This is a genomic window from Paraglaciecola arctica BSs20135 (assembly GCF_000314995.1).
Taxonomy (GTDB): domain Bacteria; phylum Pseudomonadota; class Gammaproteobacteria; order Enterobacterales; family Alteromonadaceae; genus Paraglaciecola; species Paraglaciecola arctica.
Map to the genome: position 1 here is coordinate 231,745 of NZ_BAEO01000055.1, position 20,768 is coordinate 252,512.

Annotated in this window: 18 protein-coding genes; 9 read left to right on the forward strand and 9 right to left on the reverse strand. The window is 40.9% G+C overall.

Annotated features, from left to right (window positions below; translation table 11 throughout):
• Window positions 1–43 precede the first annotated feature (43 nt).
• From truD to GARC_RS18180, 5 genes are all read right to left on the reverse strand, one after another.
• Window positions 44–1,093 carry a tRNA pseudouridine(13) synthase TruD gene (gene truD, locus GARC_RS18160; protein WP_007622922.1) on the reverse strand — a complete coding sequence of 350 codons (1,050 nt, stop codon included), beginning with the start codon at window positions 1,091–1,093 and terminating at the stop codon, window positions 44–46.
• Entirely contained in the window at window positions 1,084–1,584 is a 501-nt protein-coding gene (ispF, locus tag GARC_RS18165; protein ID WP_007622924.1) for a 2-C-methyl-D-erythritol 2,4-cyclodiphosphate synthase, read from the reverse strand. The genes truD and ispF overlap by 10 nt, the downstream gene beginning before the upstream one ends.
• Window positions 1,585–1,606: 22 nt before the next feature.
• The gene (ispD, locus tag GARC_RS18170) at window positions 1,607–2,320 is read right to left on the reverse strand and encodes a 2-C-methyl-D-erythritol 4-phosphate cytidylyltransferase (RefSeq protein WP_039989997.1); all 714 of its coding nucleotides are present in this window, start codon (window positions 2,318–2,320) and stop codon (window positions 1,607–1,609) included.
• Between the two features lie 5 nt (window positions 2,321–2,325).
• The gene (ftsB, locus tag GARC_RS18175; RefSeq protein ID WP_007622928.1) at window positions 2,326–2,604 is read right to left on the reverse strand and encodes a cell division protein FtsB; all 279 of its coding nucleotides are present in this window, start codon (window positions 2,602–2,604) and stop codon (window positions 2,326–2,328) included.
• Between the two features lie 336 nt (window positions 2,605–2,940).
• On the reverse strand, window positions 2,941–3,486 hold the full coding sequence (locus tag GARC_RS18180) for a TIGR04211 family SH3 domain-containing protein (RefSeq protein ID WP_007622931.1): 546 nt from the start codon (window positions 3,484–3,486) through the stop codon (window positions 2,941–2,943).
• A gap of 264 nt (window positions 3,487–3,750) precedes the next feature.
• Between GARC_RS18180 and GARC_RS18185 the strand changes: the two genes are divergently transcribed.
• From GARC_RS18185 to GARC_RS18195, 3 genes are all read left to right on the forward strand, one after another.
• Window positions 3,751–4,779, forward strand: a complete 1,029-nt coding sequence (locus tag GARC_RS18185) for a CYTH domain-containing protein (RefSeq protein ID WP_007622933.1) — start codon at window positions 3,751–3,753, stop codon at window positions 4,777–4,779.
• 168 nt (window positions 4,780–4,947) lie between these two features.
• Window positions 4,948–6,588, forward strand: a complete 1,641-nt coding sequence (locus GARC_RS18190) for an acetolactate synthase large subunit (protein ID WP_007622934.1) — start codon at window positions 4,948–4,950, stop codon at window positions 6,586–6,588.
• Between the two features lie 24 nt (window positions 6,589–6,612).
• Window positions 6,613–8,043: an aldehyde dehydrogenase family protein gene (locus GARC_RS18195; protein WP_007622935.1), complete on the forward strand. Its 1,431-nt coding sequence runs from the start codon at window positions 6,613–6,615 to the stop codon at window positions 8,041–8,043.
• Window positions 8,044–8,082: 39 nt separating this feature from the next.
• Here GARC_RS18195 and mutH read toward each other — a convergent pair whose 3' ends face one another.
• Window positions 8,083–8,784, reverse strand: a complete 702-nt coding sequence (gene mutH / locus GARC_RS18200) for a DNA mismatch repair endonuclease MutH (protein ID WP_007622936.1) — start codon at window positions 8,782–8,784, stop codon at window positions 8,083–8,085.
• Window positions 8,785–8,887: 103 nt separating this feature from the next.
• Between mutH and rppH the strand changes: the two genes are divergently transcribed.
• From rppH to GARC_RS18230, 6 genes are read left to right on the forward strand one after another with little or no spacing between them, the layout of a single operon-like run.
• Window positions 8,888–9,418 (forward strand): RNA pyrophosphohydrolase, encoded by a 531-nt coding sequence (gene rppH, locus GARC_RS18205; RefSeq protein ID WP_007622937.1) that lies wholly within the window; start codon window positions 8,888–8,890, stop codon window positions 9,416–9,418.
• A gap of 50 nt (window positions 9,419–9,468) precedes the next feature.
• Window positions 9,469–11,757, forward strand: a complete 2,289-nt coding sequence (ptsP, locus tag GARC_RS18210; RefSeq protein WP_007622938.1) for a phosphoenolpyruvate--protein phosphotransferase — start codon at window positions 9,469–9,471, stop codon at window positions 11,755–11,757.
• Between the two features lie 35 nt (window positions 11,758–11,792).
• Entirely contained in the window at window positions 11,793–12,626 is an 834-nt protein-coding gene (locus GARC_RS18215) for a thymidylate synthase (RefSeq protein ID WP_007622939.1), read from the forward strand.
• A 41-nt stretch (window positions 12,627–12,667) separates the two neighbouring features.
• Complete coding sequence (locus GARC_RS18220) at window positions 12,668–13,684, forward strand: response regulator (RefSeq protein WP_007622940.1); 1,017 nt, start codon at window positions 12,668–12,670, stop codon at window positions 13,682–13,684.
• Between the two features lie 11 nt (window positions 13,685–13,695).
• A complete protein-coding gene (locus GARC_RS18225) occupies window positions 13,696–14,649 on the forward strand; it encodes a GGDEF domain-containing protein (protein WP_007622942.1) in 954 nt (317 codons plus the stop codon).
• Between the two features lie 53 nt (window positions 14,650–14,702).
• Complete coding sequence (locus GARC_RS18230) at window positions 14,703–15,968, forward strand: AmpG family muropeptide MFS transporter (RefSeq protein WP_007622944.1); 1,266 nt, start codon at window positions 14,703–14,705, stop codon at window positions 15,966–15,968.
• On the opposite strand, the gene GARC_RS18235 is transcribed toward GARC_RS18230, so the two are convergent.
• From GARC_RS18235 to rapA, 3 genes are all read right to left on the reverse strand, one after another.
• The gene (locus tag GARC_RS18235; RefSeq protein ID WP_193363082.1) at window positions 15,965–16,297 is read right to left on the reverse strand and encodes a hypothetical protein; all 333 of its coding nucleotides are present in this window, start codon (window positions 16,295–16,297) and stop codon (window positions 15,965–15,967) included. The two genes, GARC_RS18230 and GARC_RS18235, sit on opposite strands and share 4 nt — an antisense overlap.
• Before the next feature lie 119 nt (window positions 16,298–16,416).
• Window positions 16,417–17,265 carry a DUF3530 family protein gene (locus GARC_RS18240; protein WP_007622948.1) on the reverse strand — a complete coding sequence of 283 codons (849 nt, stop codon included), beginning with the start codon at window positions 17,263–17,265 and terminating at the stop codon, window positions 16,417–16,419.
• A gap of 319 nt (window positions 17,266–17,584) precedes the next feature.
• On the reverse strand, window positions 17,585–20,419 hold the full coding sequence (gene rapA, locus GARC_RS18245; protein WP_007622950.1) for an RNA polymerase-associated protein RapA: 2,835 nt from the start codon (window positions 20,417–20,419) through the stop codon (window positions 17,585–17,587).
• Window positions 20,420–20,768: the final 349 nt, after the last annotated feature.

Below are 20,768 nucleotides of genomic sequence, written 5' to 3' on the forward strand. Positions count from 1 at the left end.
CTATATTTTTATTATTAGGTGTGATTTTGTATGTTCTAACATTTTAAGTCTTGGTTTGGTTGTTATCTTGTACATCTAGTAATTCTCGCAGTACTGAAGTAGCAAAGGTGCCCGCGGGAAGTGAGAAGCATAGGTTTAATGTATCATTCGCCAAAGACCATTCAAGCTCACTTGGAAATAAGTTAATGGCCCTTCTTTCTTGTTTCAAACCTAAATCTTCGAGTGTTCGGGCAATAGCATGATGTTGCTTAGATAAACCGTGTTCGAACTGCAATGCATCAGATTGACTGGCTAATTGGCCTTTACCCCACAACGGAACAGTCAGGTATATATCCCGCTGTGCTAGGCGTTGAATAATACTGTTATCTATCTGAGGTGCACAGAAAAAACTATGACTACCAGCAAGTTGCATCACATCACCACACAAAGGTTTAGTTAGACAATCATTTTTCAATCTACTATTTAGCATTTCATTAAATAACCATGAACGCAGCGCAGAAATAGCCATTGAACGCTTATTTCGGTTACGGATAGTTTCGCCGTTGATCATTTTGTCAGCTAAAACTAAATTTCCGCCTCGAGGATCATGTTGGGTGTTTCCGAATCGCTGCGAGCCATAATAATTGGGTACACCGCTTTGTTTTATCCGTTGAAGACGTTCATCAATGCCAGATGTTGAACTGAGTTGTCTAAGAGTAATATTAAATCGATTACCTTTTAGTACTCCTGTTCTTAGTTTTTTATTGTGGCGTATGGATTTTAGTACTTCAGCCCCTGGCTCATTGAATTGAGTCCAGTCAAATTCACCTTTACCAGGAAGATGCACACTAAACCATTGTTCGGTTTGGGCGTGTTTGTCTTTTCGTCCTGCATAAGTGACGGCTCTTAATGGTAATTTCGTAAACTTGGCAATTTGTTCTGCTAAATAAGCAGTATTTAATCCTGTTTTACGTACCCACAAGTAGATATGTTCACCCTCGCCCAGAGGTTCATAACCTAATATCTCTGTGACTTGGAAGTCTTCAGCAGAGGATTTAAGTTGTCCCGAGATATTGAGTTTCGGATATTGGTACAGCCAATGATCTATTTGCATTTGCAGTCATCTACTTGCTGAGTCAATAAAACCACAGCATAAGCTGCAATACCTTCTTTACGACCTGCAAAACCTAAGTTTTCAGTCGTTGTGGCTTTAACGTTTATTTGACTAATATCGGCGCATAAGTCTGCAGCAATATTTTTGCGCATAAACTCAATATGAGGGGCCATTTTTGGAGCTTGAGCAACAATGGTCAAGTCTAAGTTTCCAAGCTGATATTGCTTATCTGTGATGAGTTTGTATACGTGGCGAAGTAAGTCGCGACTATCTACCCCAGCCAATGCGGGGTCAGTATCTGGAAAATGTTTTCCAATATCCCCTAGCGCTAAAGCACCTAACATTGCGTCACATAATGCATGTAACAGCACATCGCCATCAGAGTGGGCAATCAAACCCATATCATGGTCTATTGATACGCCGGCAATAACAATAGGGCCAGCTCCGCCAAATTTGTGTACATCATAGCCATGGCCAATTCGAATACTCATATTTTAGTCAAATTTCCTTTCATTACTCAGCTTGTTGTTGAGTCAGATAAAATTCTGCTAACAACAAATCTTCCGGTTGCGTGATTTTGATATTTGAGGCGCGTCCCTCAACTAAAATCACCTTTTCGCCTAAAAGCTCCATAGCAGAGGCTTCATCAGTGATCTTTGTATTTTGTCTATTTGCTGCATTTATCGCTTTTTTTAATAATGAAAGTCTAAAAAACTGCGGTGTTAATGCGTGCCATAAATTTTCTCTAGATTCCGTTTGTTTGACCATATGTTGTGTATTTATCTTTACTTCAAGCGCTCGCTTCATGGTATCGCGAACAGGTGTGGCTAATATCCCACCAACGCTTCCTTGTTCTGCTAATTGCAAAAGGGCAGTTAAATCTGTTTTATTTAAACAGGGGCGCGCGGCATCATGGACCAACACCCATTTTTCATCATCAGCTAGATAATTCAGCCCTGCCAAAACTGAATCACAACGTTCTTGGCCACCTATGACAAGCTCAATGCTCGGATGACGCGCAATGGGGAGTTGAGCGAAGGACGTATCGTTTGGACTTAGCACCACAATCACACGTTTAACTTGGTGATGTTCAAGTAAATTGGTGAGGGTATGTTCAATGATAGTTTTACCGGCAAGTTGCAGATATTGCTTAGGGCAATCTGCTTGCATACGTTTACCAATCCCGGCGGCAGGTACAACAACAGAATACTGGGGAAGTGAGGGCATAGAGGTTAATCGACTGAGGGCAAAATACGATAAAATGTTTCGCCTTGTTTTATTAGACCTAATTCATTTCTAGCTCGTTCTTCAGCCGCTTCCAAACCAATTTTTAAATCATGGATATCCGCTTTTAACAAACTATTGCGCTGCCTTAAATTGGCGTTTTGAGTAACTTGTAAAGCGACTTCTTTTTTTAAAATCATAAAGTCAGGAACGCTATTTTTACCAAACCATAAACGATATTGGAGCAAACAAAATAGAGTGAACAATACTGCCACTAGCCATTTCATAGTTTTTGTCTCCAATTCGTCGCCATTACCCTATTATGCAGCGGTTTTGTGGGGAGGGCTAGTGGTATCAAAAACCTTGTGTTGTCGCCTAGTGAGAGTAAGACAGTCTTGCTGCCTGAATTAGGCGACCTAAGGCATGTTTAGTCATTTGCCAAAAAGCTTTTTTAAGGCTTCTTTCTATCTGGTTTTAGCTTTAATTTGCCGGGCTTGGTTTATTCGGTAGCAATTAACCAAGCCCGACAAATTTAGAGCGACTATTGTTCCGCCAATATCGGTATTGGCGGTGAATTTTTAGGTTGATTTAGATAAACACTTTGGCTCAAATTAGTAGCCGGATTACATCCAATTATCGTTTCTTCGTCTTTTCTTAGGTAAGTAGGTAAGAATAATTCCTAAAAGCAAACTAATAACCGCAACAATTCCGCCGCGAGTGAACCATTCCATTTGTGCAGTTTGGTCATAATCGGCAAGGGTTTGCGTTATTTTTACATTTTCTTTTTCAGCATCACTTAGCTTCTTTTTTAAGTTAGTATTCTGAGACGTCAGATCAGCTATTTGTTGGTTAAGTAAATCATTACTTTGGCGTTGTTGGATGATTGTTTGTTCAGTTTCTTCTACTTGTTGTTGAAGACCAGGAACCAAAGCTCTAACGCTGCTACTGATACTAATAAATTCTGCATCAACCCAACCTGTACGCTGTTTATCATCAATTATTTCGACAAAGTTTTTCTCAGTGTCTTCTTGAAGCAAAGTGACTCGAGTACCGGCTACAACCGTTCCTAAAATTCGGAAGTTTCGTCCGGGCCCAGCATGTAGGTAAGTAAATAAATCATCAGAAATATAGCGAATTTCACCTTCGCTATCATTGGGTTCTTGGGCCAACGTCTGTGCACTTATAAAACAGCTAGCTATGCATAATAAAAATAAAACTATTCGCTTACGTATAATCAAAAAAATCTACTCCTAAAAATATGCCGTAAATGGTATTGCTTGGCTAAAAGAAAGGCAAGGGACTATTTACTTTTAAGCCGATAGAGTTGCTGGATTGGTGCGCTTTTGCGACAGTTCTTTATTGAATAGTCAGATTTGAACGGCTAAGGTAAGGCAAATACGCGGAATATACATTTATTAGCTGAAAAAAATTTTATGGAATACGAAGTTGAACTTAAATTACTTACCAATGAAGATGCTGGTGAGGTTATTGAAACAAAGTTGTTACCACAGCTCAATGCCAGCGTAACCAAAGAAGCGCTTATATTAACTAATCATTATTTTGATACCCCAGATAGAAGGTTACGACAGCACGATATAGGCTTGAGAATTCGTGGTAATAACCAAAAGTTCGAACAAACCTTAAAAACTGCAGGAAAGTCTATTGGTGGATTACATCAACGCCCAGAATATAACGTGTATCTCGATGAGGCAAAAAATCAAAATGTTAAGCTCCCTGATCTTAGACTATTTCCACTGTCGGCATGGCCAAAAACCATTGATGTTGATGATTTGCAGGGTAAAATTGAAACGCTTTTCACGACTCATTTTGCGCGCAAAGTCTATTTACTTGAATTCCCAAATGGCGACATTGTAGAGTTGGTGTGGGATCTAGGAGAGGTAACCTCGGGCGATAAAAGTGTACCCATTTGCGAAATTGAATTGGAACTTAAAAAAGGCAATACATCGGCGTTATTTGATTTGGCTAAGCGCCTTGTAGGTTTATTGCCAACCTCAATCGGTACAGATAGCAAAGCGGCACGTGGATATAACTTGCTCGACGGTTTGCCAGTTAAAAAATACCTGCAATATCAACAAAAACAGCCAGAAAACATACAAGCTGACGCTACAGTAGTTGCCAGTTTATTGACAACTTTGCTGCAGGATTTTCAAATGTTGTCATCTGAAATAAGACGTCAGTATAGCGAGGGGGTAGCAAATAATATCAAGCAAGTACTCATTGCTTTGGTCGAAAACTTAGCGAAATTTAATCAACATTTCCCCTGTCCACCTTTAAACAGTATTCACATCCAGCTAAAAACCTTGGTCAATGGCTGGTCTTTAGTTATACAACAAAACAATAAAGATGCCGTTTGTGAATTGTTGAACCAAGCGCAAACAACCCAGTTGCAATTGGATATAGTGCAGTGCTTAGTTGAACGGCCTTGGTTTTCTGAGGATTAGTTATTTATAAAAATGATTGAGTTAATCGGTTTTTTATACTTTACCTACACTAATAACAAACAGATTATATAAGTAGAAAAACAAATTAAGGCGATGACCTTACTTTTTGTTAGCCCTAACTGCTAGATAGTTGTTGGTTAATATCCCTACAAACCTATAGGAGCGCACATGAAAGCGTCTGATTTATTTGTAAAAGCCCTTGAAGCCGAGGGTGTGGAATACATTTTTGGTATTCCAGGTGAAGAGAACCTCGACTTATTGGAATCTTTGCGAGCGTCACCCATCAGACTTATTTTGACCCGTCACGAACAGGGCGCAGGATTTATGGCTGCCACCTATGGTCGATTAACCGGTAAAGTCGGCGTATGTTTATCAACACTTGGCCCTGGGGCGACGAATCTTGTTACTCCTGCAGCATATGCACAATTAGGTGCCATGCCAATGTTAATGATAACCGGGCAGAAGCCAGTTAAAACCAGTAAACAAGGGCGCTTTCAGGTGATTGATGCTGTAGATATGATGCGTCCTATTACCAAATACACAACACAACTGGTCAGTGGTGACCGTATTCCTTCAGCTGTGCGTGAAGCTTTTAGATTGGCCCATGATGAACGCCCCGGTGCCACCCACATCGAATTACCTGAAGACATTGCAGCTGAAACCACTAGTGCTTACTTATTGTCACCTAGCGTAAGTCGACGTCCTATTGCCGAATATAAAGCGATTAAAAGAGCTGTCGAAATGATTGAAGCGGCTAAGTCACCCTTGTTGCTTATTGGTGCTGCTGCTAATCGTAAACTAACCTCGAAAATGCTTAAAGAGTTGGTCGATAAAACCGGCATTCCTTATGTCACTACTCAATTGGGTAAAGGTGTACTTAACGAAAGTGATGAGTTGTTTATGGGCAACACAGCCCTATCATCGGGGGATTTTGTGCATCGAGTCATTGATAGCGCCGATTTAATCATCAATGTTGGTCATGATGTGGTAGAAAAACCGCCTTTCTTTATGAAGAATGATGGGCGACAGGTTATTCACATAAACTTTGAGCCAGCAGCGGTTGATCCCGTGTATTTCCCGCAACTAGAAGTGATTGGCGATATTGCGAATACTATCTGGCAAATTAAAGAACAAATTGTCGCCAAAGCCAATTGGGATTTTAGTTTTTTCCTTAAAGCCCACAGTGCTTACATTGAGCATAAAGCTGAAAGTGAAAATGATGACCGATTCCCGATTTTACCTGAGCGTTTTGTTAGAGATATTCGCAGAGCCATGCCAGATGATGGCATAGTCACGCTCGACAATGGTGTTTATAAAATTTGGTTTGCACGAAATTACCCCGCTGCCTTGCCTAACACCTTATTATTAGACAATGCTTTGGCCACCATGGGCGCAGGCTTACCTTCGGCTTTGGCAGCTAAAATGGTGTATCCAGATAAGCCGGTGATCTCAGTATGCGGTGACGGTGGATTTATGATGAACAGCCAAGAATTGGAAACCGCGGTTCGTCTCAAACTGCATGTAGTGGTGATCATTCTGCGTGATGATGCTTACGGCATGATCAAATGGAAACAAGCTAACATGGGATTCGAAAACTATGGCTTAGATTACGGCAACCCAGATTTTGTTAAATATGTAGAAAGTTATGGTGGTAAAGGCTGGCGTATTGCCGCTGCCGATGAGCTACTTCCACAAGTGCAAAAGTGTTTAGCAGAACCTGGTGTGCATTTGATAGATGTACCAGTGGATTATTCCTTAAATGATAAAACCTTAAATCACACGTTACGCCAGCGTAGTGAAGCTATTTAACCCAGATATTACTCAGGAGAATTTATGTTAGCAAAAGCTTACCCTTATTATCTGGCTAGTGAAGCCGTATTTGCCAATCAAGATTTGGCGATAACCAATAAATACACCAATGAAGTGGCGACTTACACTGCCCTTGCTGATGCAGACGTTATAGATAAGGCTATTGCAGCCGCAGAAGCCAGCCAGCCATTATTAAATAAAATGGCGCCTTACGAACGCCAGAATATTCTTAATCATTGTGTAAAACGTTTTGAAGAGCGTTTTGATGAATTGGCCTATGCTTTATGTATTGAAGCAGGCAAACCAATCAAAGATTCTCGTGGTGAAGTAACCAGGTTAATTGATACCTTTAGAATTGCAGCTGAAGAATCGGTGCGTATGCATGGAGAAGTCATAAATCTAGAGATTACGCCTCGTGCAAAAGGTTATACCGGCATGTACAAACGTGTGCCTATTGGTCCATGTTCATTTATCTCACCTTTTAATTTCCCGTTAAATTTAGCCGCACATAAGGTGGCGCCAGCTATAGCAACAGGTTGCGCTTTTGTTCTTAAGCCAGCTAGTAGAACGCCGCTAGGTGCGCTTATTATAGGTGAAATTTTAGCAGAGACTGATTTGCCAAAAGGGGCTTTCTCAATTTTGCCTTGTAGTCGTGACGGTGCGGATTTATTTACAACTGATGAAAGATTTAAGCTTCTTAGCTTCACTGGCTCACCACAAGTAGGTTGGGAGTTAAAAGCCAAAGCGGGTAAAAAACCGGTGATCTTAGAGCTAGGTGGTAATGCTGCTTGCGTAGTTGATGCTGATTCAGACCTAGACGATGCCATCGAACGAATTGTATTCGGTGCTTATTATCAGTCTGGCCAAAGTTGTATCAGCGTGCAAAGAGTCATAGTGCATGAGTCTATTTATGAAGATTTTAAACAGCGCTATACAGATAAAGTTGCCAATTTAGTCCATGGCGATCCCCTTAATGAAGACACTTTTATTGGCCCGATGATTTCAGAATCAGAAGCAACACGCTTAGAAGGTTGGGTCCAAGACGCAGTAGCAGCAGGCGCCACACTCTTATGTGGAGGTGAGCGAAAAGGTAATATGCTACAAGCCGCTTTGCTTGAAAATGTGCCTAAAGAAGCAGCCATTAACACCGAAGAAGCCTTTGGGCCTGTTTCTATCATCAGCTCATTCAGTGATTTTGATGCAGCCTTAAAAGAAGTCAATAACAGTCAATTTGGCTTACAAGCCGGTGTTTTCACAAGGGATATCTATAAAGCACACAAAGCATGGGATGAACTAGATGTGGGTGGTGTTGTAATAGGTGATGTACCCAGTTGGCGAGTCGACAACATGCCTTATGGCGGGGTAAAAGAGTCAGGTCTAGGTCGCGAAGGCATAACCTTTGCTATGGAAGATATGACCGAGATTAGATTGATGGTTTTAAGAACTCCTAGCTAACGTTTGAGATTAGTTAACTATTTAGCGATGAATTTGGGTTTAATACCCAGATTTATCGCTATTGAAAAAAGCCTGGAGTATTTCTCCGGTAAACTCTTTTCTCAAATAAAATCCTCTTGGTCTGGTGTTAATAACCTGACCATTTTTACCCACTGCTTCTGTTAGCGCATTGCCATTGGCAGCCTTAGGGCGTAATTGTAGGTATTGACCATGCCTTGCAGTAATATTTTCAATTTGACCAAGGGCTATCATTTCCATCAACTCTTCCCAGTCGCTACGTAATTGATTATCTTGTTCTATATCGGGCGACCATAAGAAGGGCGTCGCTATGCATCTATCTTGTGGGGCTACTTCTCTTCTGCCATCGATAGGTACCCAGAGTACTTGTTGGATCTTATTTTTGACGCTGCTAGTTTGCCACTCTATGCCAGCTATATTGGTTAGTGGGGCAAAACAAACGTAGGTTGTTTCTAAAGGTTTGCCTTGTTCGTCTATGGGAATGGTCTTTAATTCAATCCCTAATTTGGCAAAATCTTGTTGGGTCTTAGAGCCTGCACTGGCGCCAAGGCAAAATTCAATGAGTTGCCCTGTCCAACCCTTTTCTCGTTTGAAGTTTTTGGGCACTTTTACATGAGCCAATTCTGCGACTTCACCTAGGGTTAATCCTGCCAGCGCTGCCGCTCTTTGCATTAGCTCTTGGATAGTTTTAGGTTCGGCTTTTGGCATCTTAAATATTTTCATTTGCACACTTTTACTTTTCGAATACTTTTTTTATTCCTTTGAATACACGGTAGTTTATGGAAGAATGCATGACATTAAAAGAATTGAGTTCTCGGGAGTCTAAGTGATTGATGCCGAAGGATTCCGCGCCAATGTTGGTATAGTGATTTGCAATGAGTTAGGCCAGGTTTTTTGGGCAAGACGTTATGGGCAACATTCTTGGCAGTTTCCGCAAGGCGGAATCGATGAAGGTGAAACTGCCGAACAAACAATGTATCGCGAACTCCATGAAGAAGTAGGTTTAAAGCCAGAACATGTAAAAATTCTGGGTGTCACCAAAAATTGGTTGCGTTACAAACTGCCTAAGCGATTGGTTAGGCAGGGAAGCAATCCTGTTTGTATTGGACAAAAGCAGAAGTGGTTTTTACTGCAACTTGTCTGTAAAGAAGAGGATGTGGATTTATTACAATCAGGCCATCCAGAGTTTGACGACTGGCGCTGGGTAAGTTTTTGGTATCCGGTGCGTAATGTGGTGTCTTTCAAACGAGATGTATATCGCCGTGTGATGAAGGAATTTTCACCTACAGCTATGCCAGAAAGTGTAGTGCAACATCAAGGTGGCTTTCAAAAATCTAAACGGCGTAGAAAGGCTTAGGGTCTACAGACCCTAATTAACCAGATATACATGAGAGATAAATAAGTCTAATGCTAACCATGCTCAAACGTATCGTTCAGGAAGTAAATCAAATCCCTGTATTTGATGATGCGTTAAGCTGTTTGGCAAATAGGTTAATAGAAGCTTTAAAAGTCGACTCATGCAGTATTTACTTAGCCGATTACGATCAACAACATTTTATGTTGGTGGCGACTGAAGGTTTAGCAAAAGCTGCCGTAGGCCAAGTTTCTGTTGGTTTCTCTGAAGGTTTGGTTGGCCTAATTGGCCAACGTGAAGAGCCTCTCAATATTAGCGATGCTCAAAGACATCCTCGCTTTAAGCATTACCCCGAAGTACAGGAAGACAATTACCACGCTTTTTTAGGTGCGCCGATAATCCATCAGCGCAAGGTCTTAGGCGTATTAACTCTGCAGCAAAAACAAAAAAGACGCTTTAGTGAAGACGAAGAGGCGTTTTTGGTAACACTTGCGATGCAATTGGCCGTTGAAATTGCCAATGCTAAAGCGCGCGGTTCGATTAATCTGTTACAAGAAAATATCCCTAAAGACTGGCAAAAATCTCTAAAAGGCGTGCCAGGCTCGTCAGGGTTAGCCAGTGGCGTTGGTTATTTACAAGACATGATGGTCAGAATTCACAGTCATGTACCTAAGCGTAATGATAATCAGCAGGAACAAATTCAAAATTACCGCCAGGCAGTGAAACAAACGCAGGCGGACATGGCTGTGTTATCTGAGCGAATGCAAGGTGAAGTGCCTGAGGATGTGCGCGCTATTTTTCAGCTTTATTACCACCTACTCGATGCAAACAGCTTAGGACGAGACGTCGAAAAAGAGATTAAATCTGGATGGGATGCTCCTACCTCTTTAAAAATGGTTGTAGAGAACTATGTTCGTCAATTCCAAGCTATGAATGACCCTTACATGCGCGAACGTGCTGTAGATGTTGAAGACATGGGTAATAGGGTGTTGGCTAATATATTAGGGATTACAACTGACAAAAACGAAAAGCGAGAGATCCCAGAACAAGCCATTCTCATTGCCGAAGAAGTAACTGCTGTGATGTTGGCCGAGTTTCCTAGTGAACAACTCAAAGGCATAGTCTCGATGCGTGGTTCCAACAACTCCCACGCGGCTATTATGGCAAGAGCTATGGGTGTGCCTGCAGTCATGGGGCTGAGCAATGTGCCAATCGCTTTGTTGCACGATAAAGAAATTCTACTCGATGGCTACACTGGTGATGTGATTGTTTCTCCAAATGGTACCATTAGACGTGAATTTGACCAGTTAGTGCTTGAAGAGCAATTATTATCTGAGCGAATTCATGCTGAAGATACATTGCCTGCAATCACTACCGACAACTGCGAAATTCGATTGTTTACTAATGCGGGTTTGTCACTTGAAACAGAAAAAAATGATAATCCTTATTCTGATGGCGTAGGTCTGTTTCGTACCGAAATCCCCTTTATGATGCGTGAACGATTCCCTACTGAACATGAACAAGTAGAGTTATACCGAAGCTTACTTGAGGCCGAACCCAATAAGCCTTTTACCATGCGTACTTTAGATGTAGGGGGAGATAAACCTTTACCTTACTTCCCTATTTCCGAAGAAAATCCTTTTCTTGGCTGGCGGGGAATTCGCTTAACTTTAGATCACCCTGAAATTTTATTAGTGCAAATTCGAGCAATGTTACGAGCCAGTATTGGTTTGCAGAATTTGAGTATTATGTTGCCAATGATCACCTCAGTAAGTGAAGTGAGCGAGGCTAAGCGTCTTATCCGCCAAGCGTTTTATGAGGTTGAAGAAGAGGCCCAAGAGCAGGGTGAAGTCCTACATATGCCCAAAATTGGGGTGATGCTAGAAGTGCCTGCCGTTTTATATCAATTACCGCAGTTATCTAAAATCGTAGATTTTTTCTCTGTGGGCAGTAACGATTTGACCCAATATTTATTAGCGGTAGACCGCAACAATGCACGTGTGGCTGATTTATACGATAGTTATCATCCTGCGGTACTAAGTGCATTACATACTATTGCTAAACATTCCGACTTGTTGCAAGTACCTGTCACTGTCTGTGGTGAGCTAGCTGGAGAGCCCGGTGGCGTAGTTTTACTGCTTGCAATGGGATATAGAAAACTTAGCATGAACAATCATAATCTACTCAAAGTGAAGTGGATTGTTCGCAATATTCATCGGGGCAGTGCGGAGCAATTGTTGGCCAAGGTATTAACCTTAAATAATCCTCAAGATGTACGAGAAGAAATAAACCTGTATCTTGAGTCCGTTGGCTTGGGCGGTTTAGTACGCGCCGGTATATAAAAATTAAACTTTAAAGTATTAAGAGATTAAGAAGCATGCAACAGTATTTACAGCTAATGCGCCATGTATTAGACACAGGTGTCAAAAAAGAAGATCGCACTGGTACAGGCACTCTCAGTGTGTTTGGCTATCAGATGCGTTTTGACTTAAACGCAGGGTTTCCATTAGTCACCACTAAAAAATGTCACATGCGCTCCATTATTCACGAACTGTTATGGTTTTTAAAAGGTGAAACTAATATCGCCTACTTAACCGAAAATAATGTAAAAATCTGGGACGGGTGGGCCACAGACGATGGTGAGTTAGGTCCAGTTTATGGTCAGCAATGGCGTAGTTGGGAAGGCGCAGATGGACAAGTTATAGATCAAATTAGTGAATTAGTTGAGCAAATTAAAAACAACCCGGATTCAAGACGTTTAATTGTCAGTGCTTGGAATCCATCTGTACTGCCTGATACAACATTTTCACCAAAAGAAAACGCCCTACAAGGCAGGCAGGCATTACCACCTTGTCATACTATGTTTCAGTTTTATGTATTAGAAGGGAAGTTATCTTGTCAGCTATACCAGCGAAGCGGCGATATCTTTTTGGGTGTTCCTTTTAATATTGCTAGTTATGCATTGTTAACTATGATGTTAGCGCAAGTCTGTGGTTTACAATTAGGTGATTTTATTCATACCTTGGGCGATGCACATTTATATGTAAATCACCTAGAACAAGCAAATTTACAGTTAAAACGTCAACCCTATCCCTTGCCGAAAATGATAATCAATCCTAATGTTAAAGATATCTTTGCTTTTGATATCAAGGATTTCGAATTAAAGGACTATCAAGCACATGACCACATCAAAGCACCTGTGGCCATTTAATTAGTTAGCTTAACAGCTCTGAACTAGGTGATAATGTCCATATGACTACCGCTGTACTTATTTGTGATGATTCGCGTTTTGCTCGTAATCAAATGCAAAGAACTATTCCAGATGCATGGGATGTTGAAATAAGCTTTGCTGAACATGGACTGGAAGCCTTGGAAATGATCCGCGCAGGTAAAGCGGACGTGCTGTTTCTTGATTTGAATATGCCCGTTATGGACGGTTATCAGACCATGCAGGTAATCAAGGATGAAGATTTACCCACCATGGTTATTGTAGTGTCTGGTGATGTTCAACCTGAAGCGCGCGCTCGGATGTTAGCGCTTGGGGCACTTGAATTTATTCGCAAGCCGACCGATAACGCTAAATTGATAGAGGTTCTTAATCAGTTTGGCTTATATTCAGGGAAAGCTTCAGCCACTAAACGTGCTGAAAAAGTGATACTGCCTGCAAAAAATTCTCATTTAGAAAAGTTAGATGCTTACCGTGAAATGGCCAATGTGGCCATGGGCCAAGCGGGCGAAAGTCTAGCTAAGTTGTTAGGTGAGTTTATCAATTTACCTATCCCAAATGTCAATTTGATCACCAATACTGAATTACATATGGCCATAGCTGATATTCAGCGCAATGAGAGTGTTTCTGCAGTCTCTCAAGGTTTTATAAGTGCAGGTATCAATGGAGAAGCGCTAGTTATTTTCAACGATTCTAATTTTGGCAATATGGTTAAACTTCTTAAATATACAGATGAAAAAAGTAGCGCTTCTTTAGAGTTAGAAGCGCTGATGGATGTATCAAATATTTTAATTGGTGCATGTTTACGAGCTCTTTCGGAACAGTTGCACTCAGTATTTAGTCATAACCACCCGATTATTTTGGGTAGGCACTGTGATTTGGATGATATCCTCAAAACGACCACCCATAGAAAAGAAGATATGTTAGCAATCGAAATCGCCTATTCGATTAAGAGTCAGAACATAAATTTTGATTTATTGTTGTTATTTCCTAACAAATCTATCGATTTGGTATTCGATAAACTTGTTACATCTAATTCTTAAGGTCTAATTTTATGGCAGTTGACAGCAGTTTGGCAGAAATGCACTGGAAACATGACCTCCTTGGTTCGATTGAGGTGGGAATTGTTGTTCTGGATAAAGAATTTAATGTGAAGGTGTGGAACCAGTTTATGGAAAACCACAGCAGCATTGTTCCGGGAATGATCCAAGACAAAAATTTATTTGAGTTTTTTCCAGAAATAGATAATGAGTGGTTTATGCGTAAAGCAGCTCCGGCATTTTCTTTGAAGAGCCCTGTTTTTATTATTTGGGAACAACGTCCGTATCTGTTTCATTTTGATTGTAATCGTCCCATCACTTCTCAAGCCAATTATATGTACCAAAATATTACTATCTTTCCATTGGCGTCTTTGACGGGGCAAGTGGAGCAGGTATGTATAGTAATATATGATGTGACAGACGAAGCATTAAGCAAATTGGCAATGCAATCACTTAACGCCCAGTTAGAGAATATTAACCGAGTAGACGGCTTGACGGGACTTTACAACAGACGTTTCTGGGAAGAACAGTTTATTATGGAGTACAAAAGAAATCACCGTAGTAAAAACCCTTCGGCACTGATTATGTTGGATATCGACCATTTCAAAAAAGTGAATGATACTCATGGGCACCCTGCAGGTGATGAAGTGCTTAAAATCGTCGGTAGTATCATCAAAAAAGCAACGCGAGAAACCGATATTGCTGGTCGTTATGGAGGTGATGAGTTTGCCATAATATTGCCCGATACACCTGCTGCTGACGTAGAGTTTGTCGCAGAGCGTATTCGCCGGTTAGTTGAGAAATGCACTGTGGTTTATGATGAAGTAAATATTTCAATTACAATCAGTATTGGCATTGCTGGATTTAAGCATAACTTTACAGATAACATCCAATGGTTGGATAGCGCTGACAAAGCTTTGTACCAAGCAAAAAATTCAAGTAGAAATCGAGTTATACTTTCTGAATAAACTTAGTGATTGTCTGCACCTTTTAATAATAATAACAAAAGCTCCACCTATTAATGACCAATAAAACTTTCAAAGAAGCCATCCTCAACAAACGGATGCTAATATGTATTACGACTGGATTTTCTTCTGGATTGCCTCTTTATTTACTCATTCAATTTGTACCTGCATGGTTGCGATCTGCAGATATTGACCTTTCAACAATAGGCTTAATCAATCTGGTTTTGTTTCCTTACACATGGAAGTTTTTGTGGTCTCCTGTTATGGACCGTTTTGTTTTACCATTTTTTGGACGACGTCGTGGTTGGATGTTTGTCACACAAATTATGTTAATCACTCTAATGAGTGCATTGTCTTTATTTGATCCAGCTACAGAACTCACTCACATTATTTTGATTGTTTCGGCTATTTCTTTTTTCAGTGCAAGCCAAGATATTGTAATAGATGCCTACCGAAGAGAAATTTTGCCAGATGATGAATTAGGTGCTGGGAATGCTTTCTATGCCCAAGCATACCGGTTGTCATCATTTGTACCCGGGTCGTTGGCAATGATTTTGGCAGGTTTTTTCCCTTGGTCAGTGGCGCATTTGAGTATTGCTGTTTTTATGCTGGTGGGCTTAATTACAACACTTTTGATTAAAGAGTCATCCAAACCCGGTGATGAACCTCAAACATTGCGTATTGCTGTCATCGAGCCTTTCAAAGAGTTTTTTCAGCGTGATGGTTGGCAACAAGCAGTTTGGATGTTGCTGTTTCTTATTTTATATAAGCTTGGAGACAGCATGGCGACAGCATTGGAAACCCCATTTTTTATGGATATGGGTTTTTCGACCGTAGAAATAGGTTCAATAGCAAAAATATCCAAGACAATTGGCGCCACCGTAGGAACAATTTTGGGTGGCCTAGCTATGATTAAGTTAGGCATTAACCGAAGTTTATGGATTTTTGGGGTATTTCAATTGATATCCATATTAGGTTATGTGCTGTTATCCATTGTTGGATACAACCATCTCGTTTTAGCAATTGCGAGCGGTTTTGAATATTTAGGCGTTGGACTAGGTTCAGTTGCACTAATAGCCTATATGGCAAAATCGACTAATAAAAATTTCACAGCTACTCAGTTTGCTTTATTTTCTAGTATTGCGGTGATCCCACGTACTTTTGTGAGCGCGACTACAGGTTTCATAATTGAGTCATTTGGCTACACACAGTTTTTTATCATTTGTTTTTTCTGCGCTTTGCCGGGTATGTTGATGTTGCTAAAAATAGCCCCTTGGAATAGTAAGCCGGAAGAACCTGGTCGTATTGAAAGAACGAGCTAAGGTCTGATCCCAATGCAGTCCAATGGCATTGGATAATTGCCTTCACTTTCCAGACAATCTAGGCAGGTCTCTAGTTCACCCCTTAGGTATGGATCTTCAATTAGTGAGCGTTGAGGCCAGTATTGCAATTGATGTAATAAGTGCCAAAACACTTGTTCGGTTTTTTCGTAAGGTAGGTGTTTGCCTTTTTTGATTTGTGACCATTCTTCTAGGGTATCCCAAAAAAACAAATCTAATTCTGAGTAAGGAATTTTATGTTGCAAGAAGCCTCGAACAAAAAATGCCAGTTGTTTGGATTTTCTCTGCACAAAATTGCTAACATTAGACACGAATAAAAAACCATTCTTTGAATATGAGAATTATTCACAGTATAGCAGAATTTATTTTTTTCCCGAAAATGAAGATAAATTTATACTCTCTTTACAATACATCCATAACTCAGGTTAATTTACCACCCCATATGACTGATCCAGCCATAAATTTCCTTGCTAAGATAGGCACTATGTTGCTGAGGCATATTAAACCCGAGTAATTTTCGTTGCCGGTATTGTAGTTTTAATGATTTTATTGCTGCTATTTCACGGCGAGCAACTGTCTCTCTTGCCCATCCGTTATCCCGTCCACTATACAGGTCCAGTACTGGCATTGGGGTGTTAGCAATCCATTCTGGCAGGTGCCTATTGTGCTTTCTATCTGGCCAATAGGGACTGATTACAACAAAAGCGTCAGGGGCATCTAAGGTTTTCTCAGCATAAATTTTACTTAACCAAGCGGCACTTGTACCTTGGCTGATAACCATAAAAAATCCAGGGTACTCTTGAGATTTTTCGATTGCAGCTTGTAAAAGTGAAGTTAGTTGTTGTTCGTGTTTTATAAATGCCTGGGTATTTATGATGGTAGCTGCGGACTTACTGATATCTAACTCTGTTATTAACTCAATTGGGTTGGTTACTGGCGTACCCCCTGAAGTGTTTATTTCCGTTTCATCTGAAGTTGCTGCATCCTCTGTTGCTGCGGTTTCTTCGACTTCTTCGACTTCTTCGACTTCATCATTAATAGGATTAAAACCAGCGTCTGGAGCTGGCAGCAAGATGGTGACCCAACCAATTTTGTTAAGTTCTGTGGCTAAAGCAGCGAAACCTTCTTGGCTTAGTATGGGAATACCGCTATCTGCAACCATCACTGCAAACCCTCGAGTAATAGCCGTGGTGTTTTCTTGTAATACATAAATAATTGCTTGATCGTTAATGTCAAAACTTTGGTAACTATCAGCAAATAACCCACGCTTAATATCCAATTGTCTTAACAATTGACTATCAGGGGCCGCAAAACTGTGGGAGCACAGAGCTGCGAGAATAAAAACAAGTAGAAATTTAATAACGATAATGACTCTGAATAAGTATCTCAAATAGGGTATCGGATAGTATTCAGTAGTTCTTTAATTTTGCACCCTTTATTGTTTTATTGTTTTATTGTTTTATTGTTTTATTGTTTCGTCAATAATGGGTAATTCAAAAAGGCACCTGAGACTCAAATCGTAAAGTTTGTTCGGTAACTGGATGGCGAAGCTTAAGAACACCCTATGTAAATTGAGTCTATTGGCCATATGTCAGTGCCTATTTGGGATTGTTCACTATCAACCTGACTGCTTCTAGATTTAACTTCGCTTCACCCATGATATTTTCAAGACTACTAATTTGATTGGCGACATGTTCAATTTCTTCATCACGGATCGCAGGGTTCACTTTTTGTAAGCTTTGTAATCTTGCCAATTCATCACCTAACAATTCCTGCATCTGGCTTATTCGTCTAGTTTTTACCAATTGTGATTCTTGCTCGGCTTGTTGTTGTGCATTATCTAAACATTTTTCCACCTGAGTTTTTAACGCACTGATTAACTGGTTGCCCATTTTAGGTAATACTGACTCTAATTGAATAAATTGTTTGTTTATCAATTGTAAGTTGGCATCAATACAAATCTTAATGGGTGTTGGCGGTAAAAATCGTGACAGTTGTAAGCCATGTGCCGCTTTTGCCGAAAGAACAAATAGGCATTCTAGCCAATAGGCGCCAGCGGGTTTGCTTTTATCTTTACAAAAAGCGATAGAACTTTTGCCAATCACGTCTGTGGTCAACATATCCATAGCATGATGGATCATAGGGTGATCCCAACTTAGGAAAGTAACATGCTCCAATAGTGTTGCCGTTGTGCGTTCATAGGTAATGGTCATGCCTTCTTCGTCCAGACCAGGGAGAGGGCTAATCATGGTTTCGGTAGGTCGCAATATATAGCAACTCTCGCCTTCGTCTTCTTGCAACAAACCAATGGCATCAAATAATCGAGTCATAAATAACTCCAGCTTAGGAGACTGCTCTGCCTGTAAAATTTGTTCTAAAAAGGCATCGATTCGACCTTGACCAGATGAATTGAGTTCTAGCAATTTATCTCTACCCTGCTCAAGTTTTAACTTGAGTTCGCGATGTAGGCTAGCGGTTTGATTAATTAGTTGCTCTGACTTATGAATATCTTTAGGTTCTTGAATACAGGCATGTAACAGTTCTTGGGTTTCTTCATAGACAGTCATACCAGTGGGACAGGTATGTTCAAATGCGCCCAACCCTTGATGATACCAATCAAGTAACACCTGTTGCGCACTCATATCAAAATAGGGCACATGAATACAGACATCGTGTTTTTGGCCGATGCGATCAAGACGCCCGATACGTTGCTCCAGAAGATCAGGCACTAAAGGTAAATCAAATAAAATAAGGTGGTGGGCAAATTGGAAGTTACGCCCTTCACTGCCTATTTCACTACAAATTAGCACTTGAGCGCCGTCTTCAGACTGAGCGAAATAATTGGCTGCTCTGTCGCGTTCTACAATACCCATGCCTTCATGAAATACAGTTGAACGTGTGCCAGCTTTGACTCGTAACGCCTCTGATAATTGCAATGCGGTACTGGCATTGGCACAAATTGTTAGGACTTTTTCGCCCTTTAATAATTTTAACTGAGAGATAAACCAGTCAACCCTAGGATCGAAATTCACCCATGTATTAATCACGTCTGGGTGCCTTTCTGGGGTTAACTGTAACTGTAGGTTGTGCGGATCTTCTGACAGTAATAAGGAATATTCGATAGGCTGAATTAATGAATAGCCAAATAATTTTCTAGTTGGAAAACCACTTACCCCAGCGCGACTGTTTCTAAATAACAATCTTCCCGTTCCGTGCTGATCTAATAAAGTGTGCAGAATTTTGGTCTTAGTTTCTGGCGTTGATAAATTGATGTCTTTTAACATCTCAGGTTCAGCAAATTGGCTGATAGCCTGAATATTGTCATCACTAAGTTTCTTACCACTCAGCAAGGGCCCAATAGCCGTCGCCAATTGACTATACTGTTTTTCCTCAGCTACAAAGCTGTGATAGTCATGAAAACGAGCAGGGTCGAGTAATCTGAGTCGAGCAAAGTGGCTTTCATGGCCGAGTTGGTCGGGGGTGGCGGTAAGTAGTAATACCCCTTTAGTGACATTGGCTAACCCTTCTATCACTTGATATTGCTGAGAAGGCTGGCCTTGTGACCAAATTAAATGATGGGCCTCATCTACCACCATTAAGTCCCACTCTGCCTCAAGTGCTTGTTGATAGTAACGACTGTTATGGGTTAAAAAATCCAGGCTACATATGATCAGTTGTTCTGCTTCAAATGGGTTACTTGCATCTTCAGACATGGCTTCACAACGTTCTTCATCGAACACTGAAAATGCTAAATTAACTCTACGTAACATTTCAACTAGCCATTGGTGTACCAAACTAGAAGGTACCACTATCAGTACTCGTTGGGCTCTGGCCGTGAGTAATTGCTGGTGGATAATTAACGCAGCTTCTATGGTTTTACCTAGGCCTACTTCGTCTGCTAATAATACTCTAGGGGCATGGCGTCCACCGACCTCAGAGGCAATGTGTAATTGGTGGGGAATAAGATCAACTCTTGCACCAACAAAACCAAGTAACGATGAGGTACTGTGGTCGAATTGATGGGTAAGGCATTGTTCACGTAAGTCAAACCATTTAGGGTCGTCGAACTGGCCATTTAATAATCGTTGTTCTGGTTGATTAAGTTGAAAATGATGATCGATAAAGGTTTCTTTTAGGGTAACAGCTAGGTTGTTATCAATTCGGTGTCCAATATAGGTTAGTTGATTATCTTTTTGCTGAACTTGATCAACCAGTAACTCCCAGCCTTCGTGACTTTTTACACTATCGCCAATCGCAAATTCTATTCGGGTTAAAGGGGCCGTCTGGGCTGCATACACACGGCTTTCGCCTGTCGCTGGAAACAGCACTGTGACTGTTCGCGATTCAATTAGTACAATGGTACCTAGGCCTAAATCAGTCTCTGTATCACTGAGCCAACGTTGCCCTAGGGCAAAATATTGTTGCTTAGCCATGGTCTTGTCCTCACCTATAGAATTGCTGTTATTAATACCCGCATTGCGGCGGGCGCGCATTGTAGCAAAAATTTAATATTTATACCCAATCCACCTCAAAATGACGGATTCAGCGGGAGTTTAAAGCGGTTTAGGTTAGGCGGCCATTTGCAGACCTAGTGGTCTAAGTCAAAAATGGCCAACGCAGCATAAATCGCTTTAAAACCCGCCCGAAGGGAACGACTGGGGCACTCCACTTCTTCGTTACGCCAATTCAGAAGGTGGCCGACATTCAGTCATTGACGCGCCTCGAATTGAAGCGCCCCAGTCGTTCTGAAACGCGCATTTTGAGATGGTTTGGGTATAACAC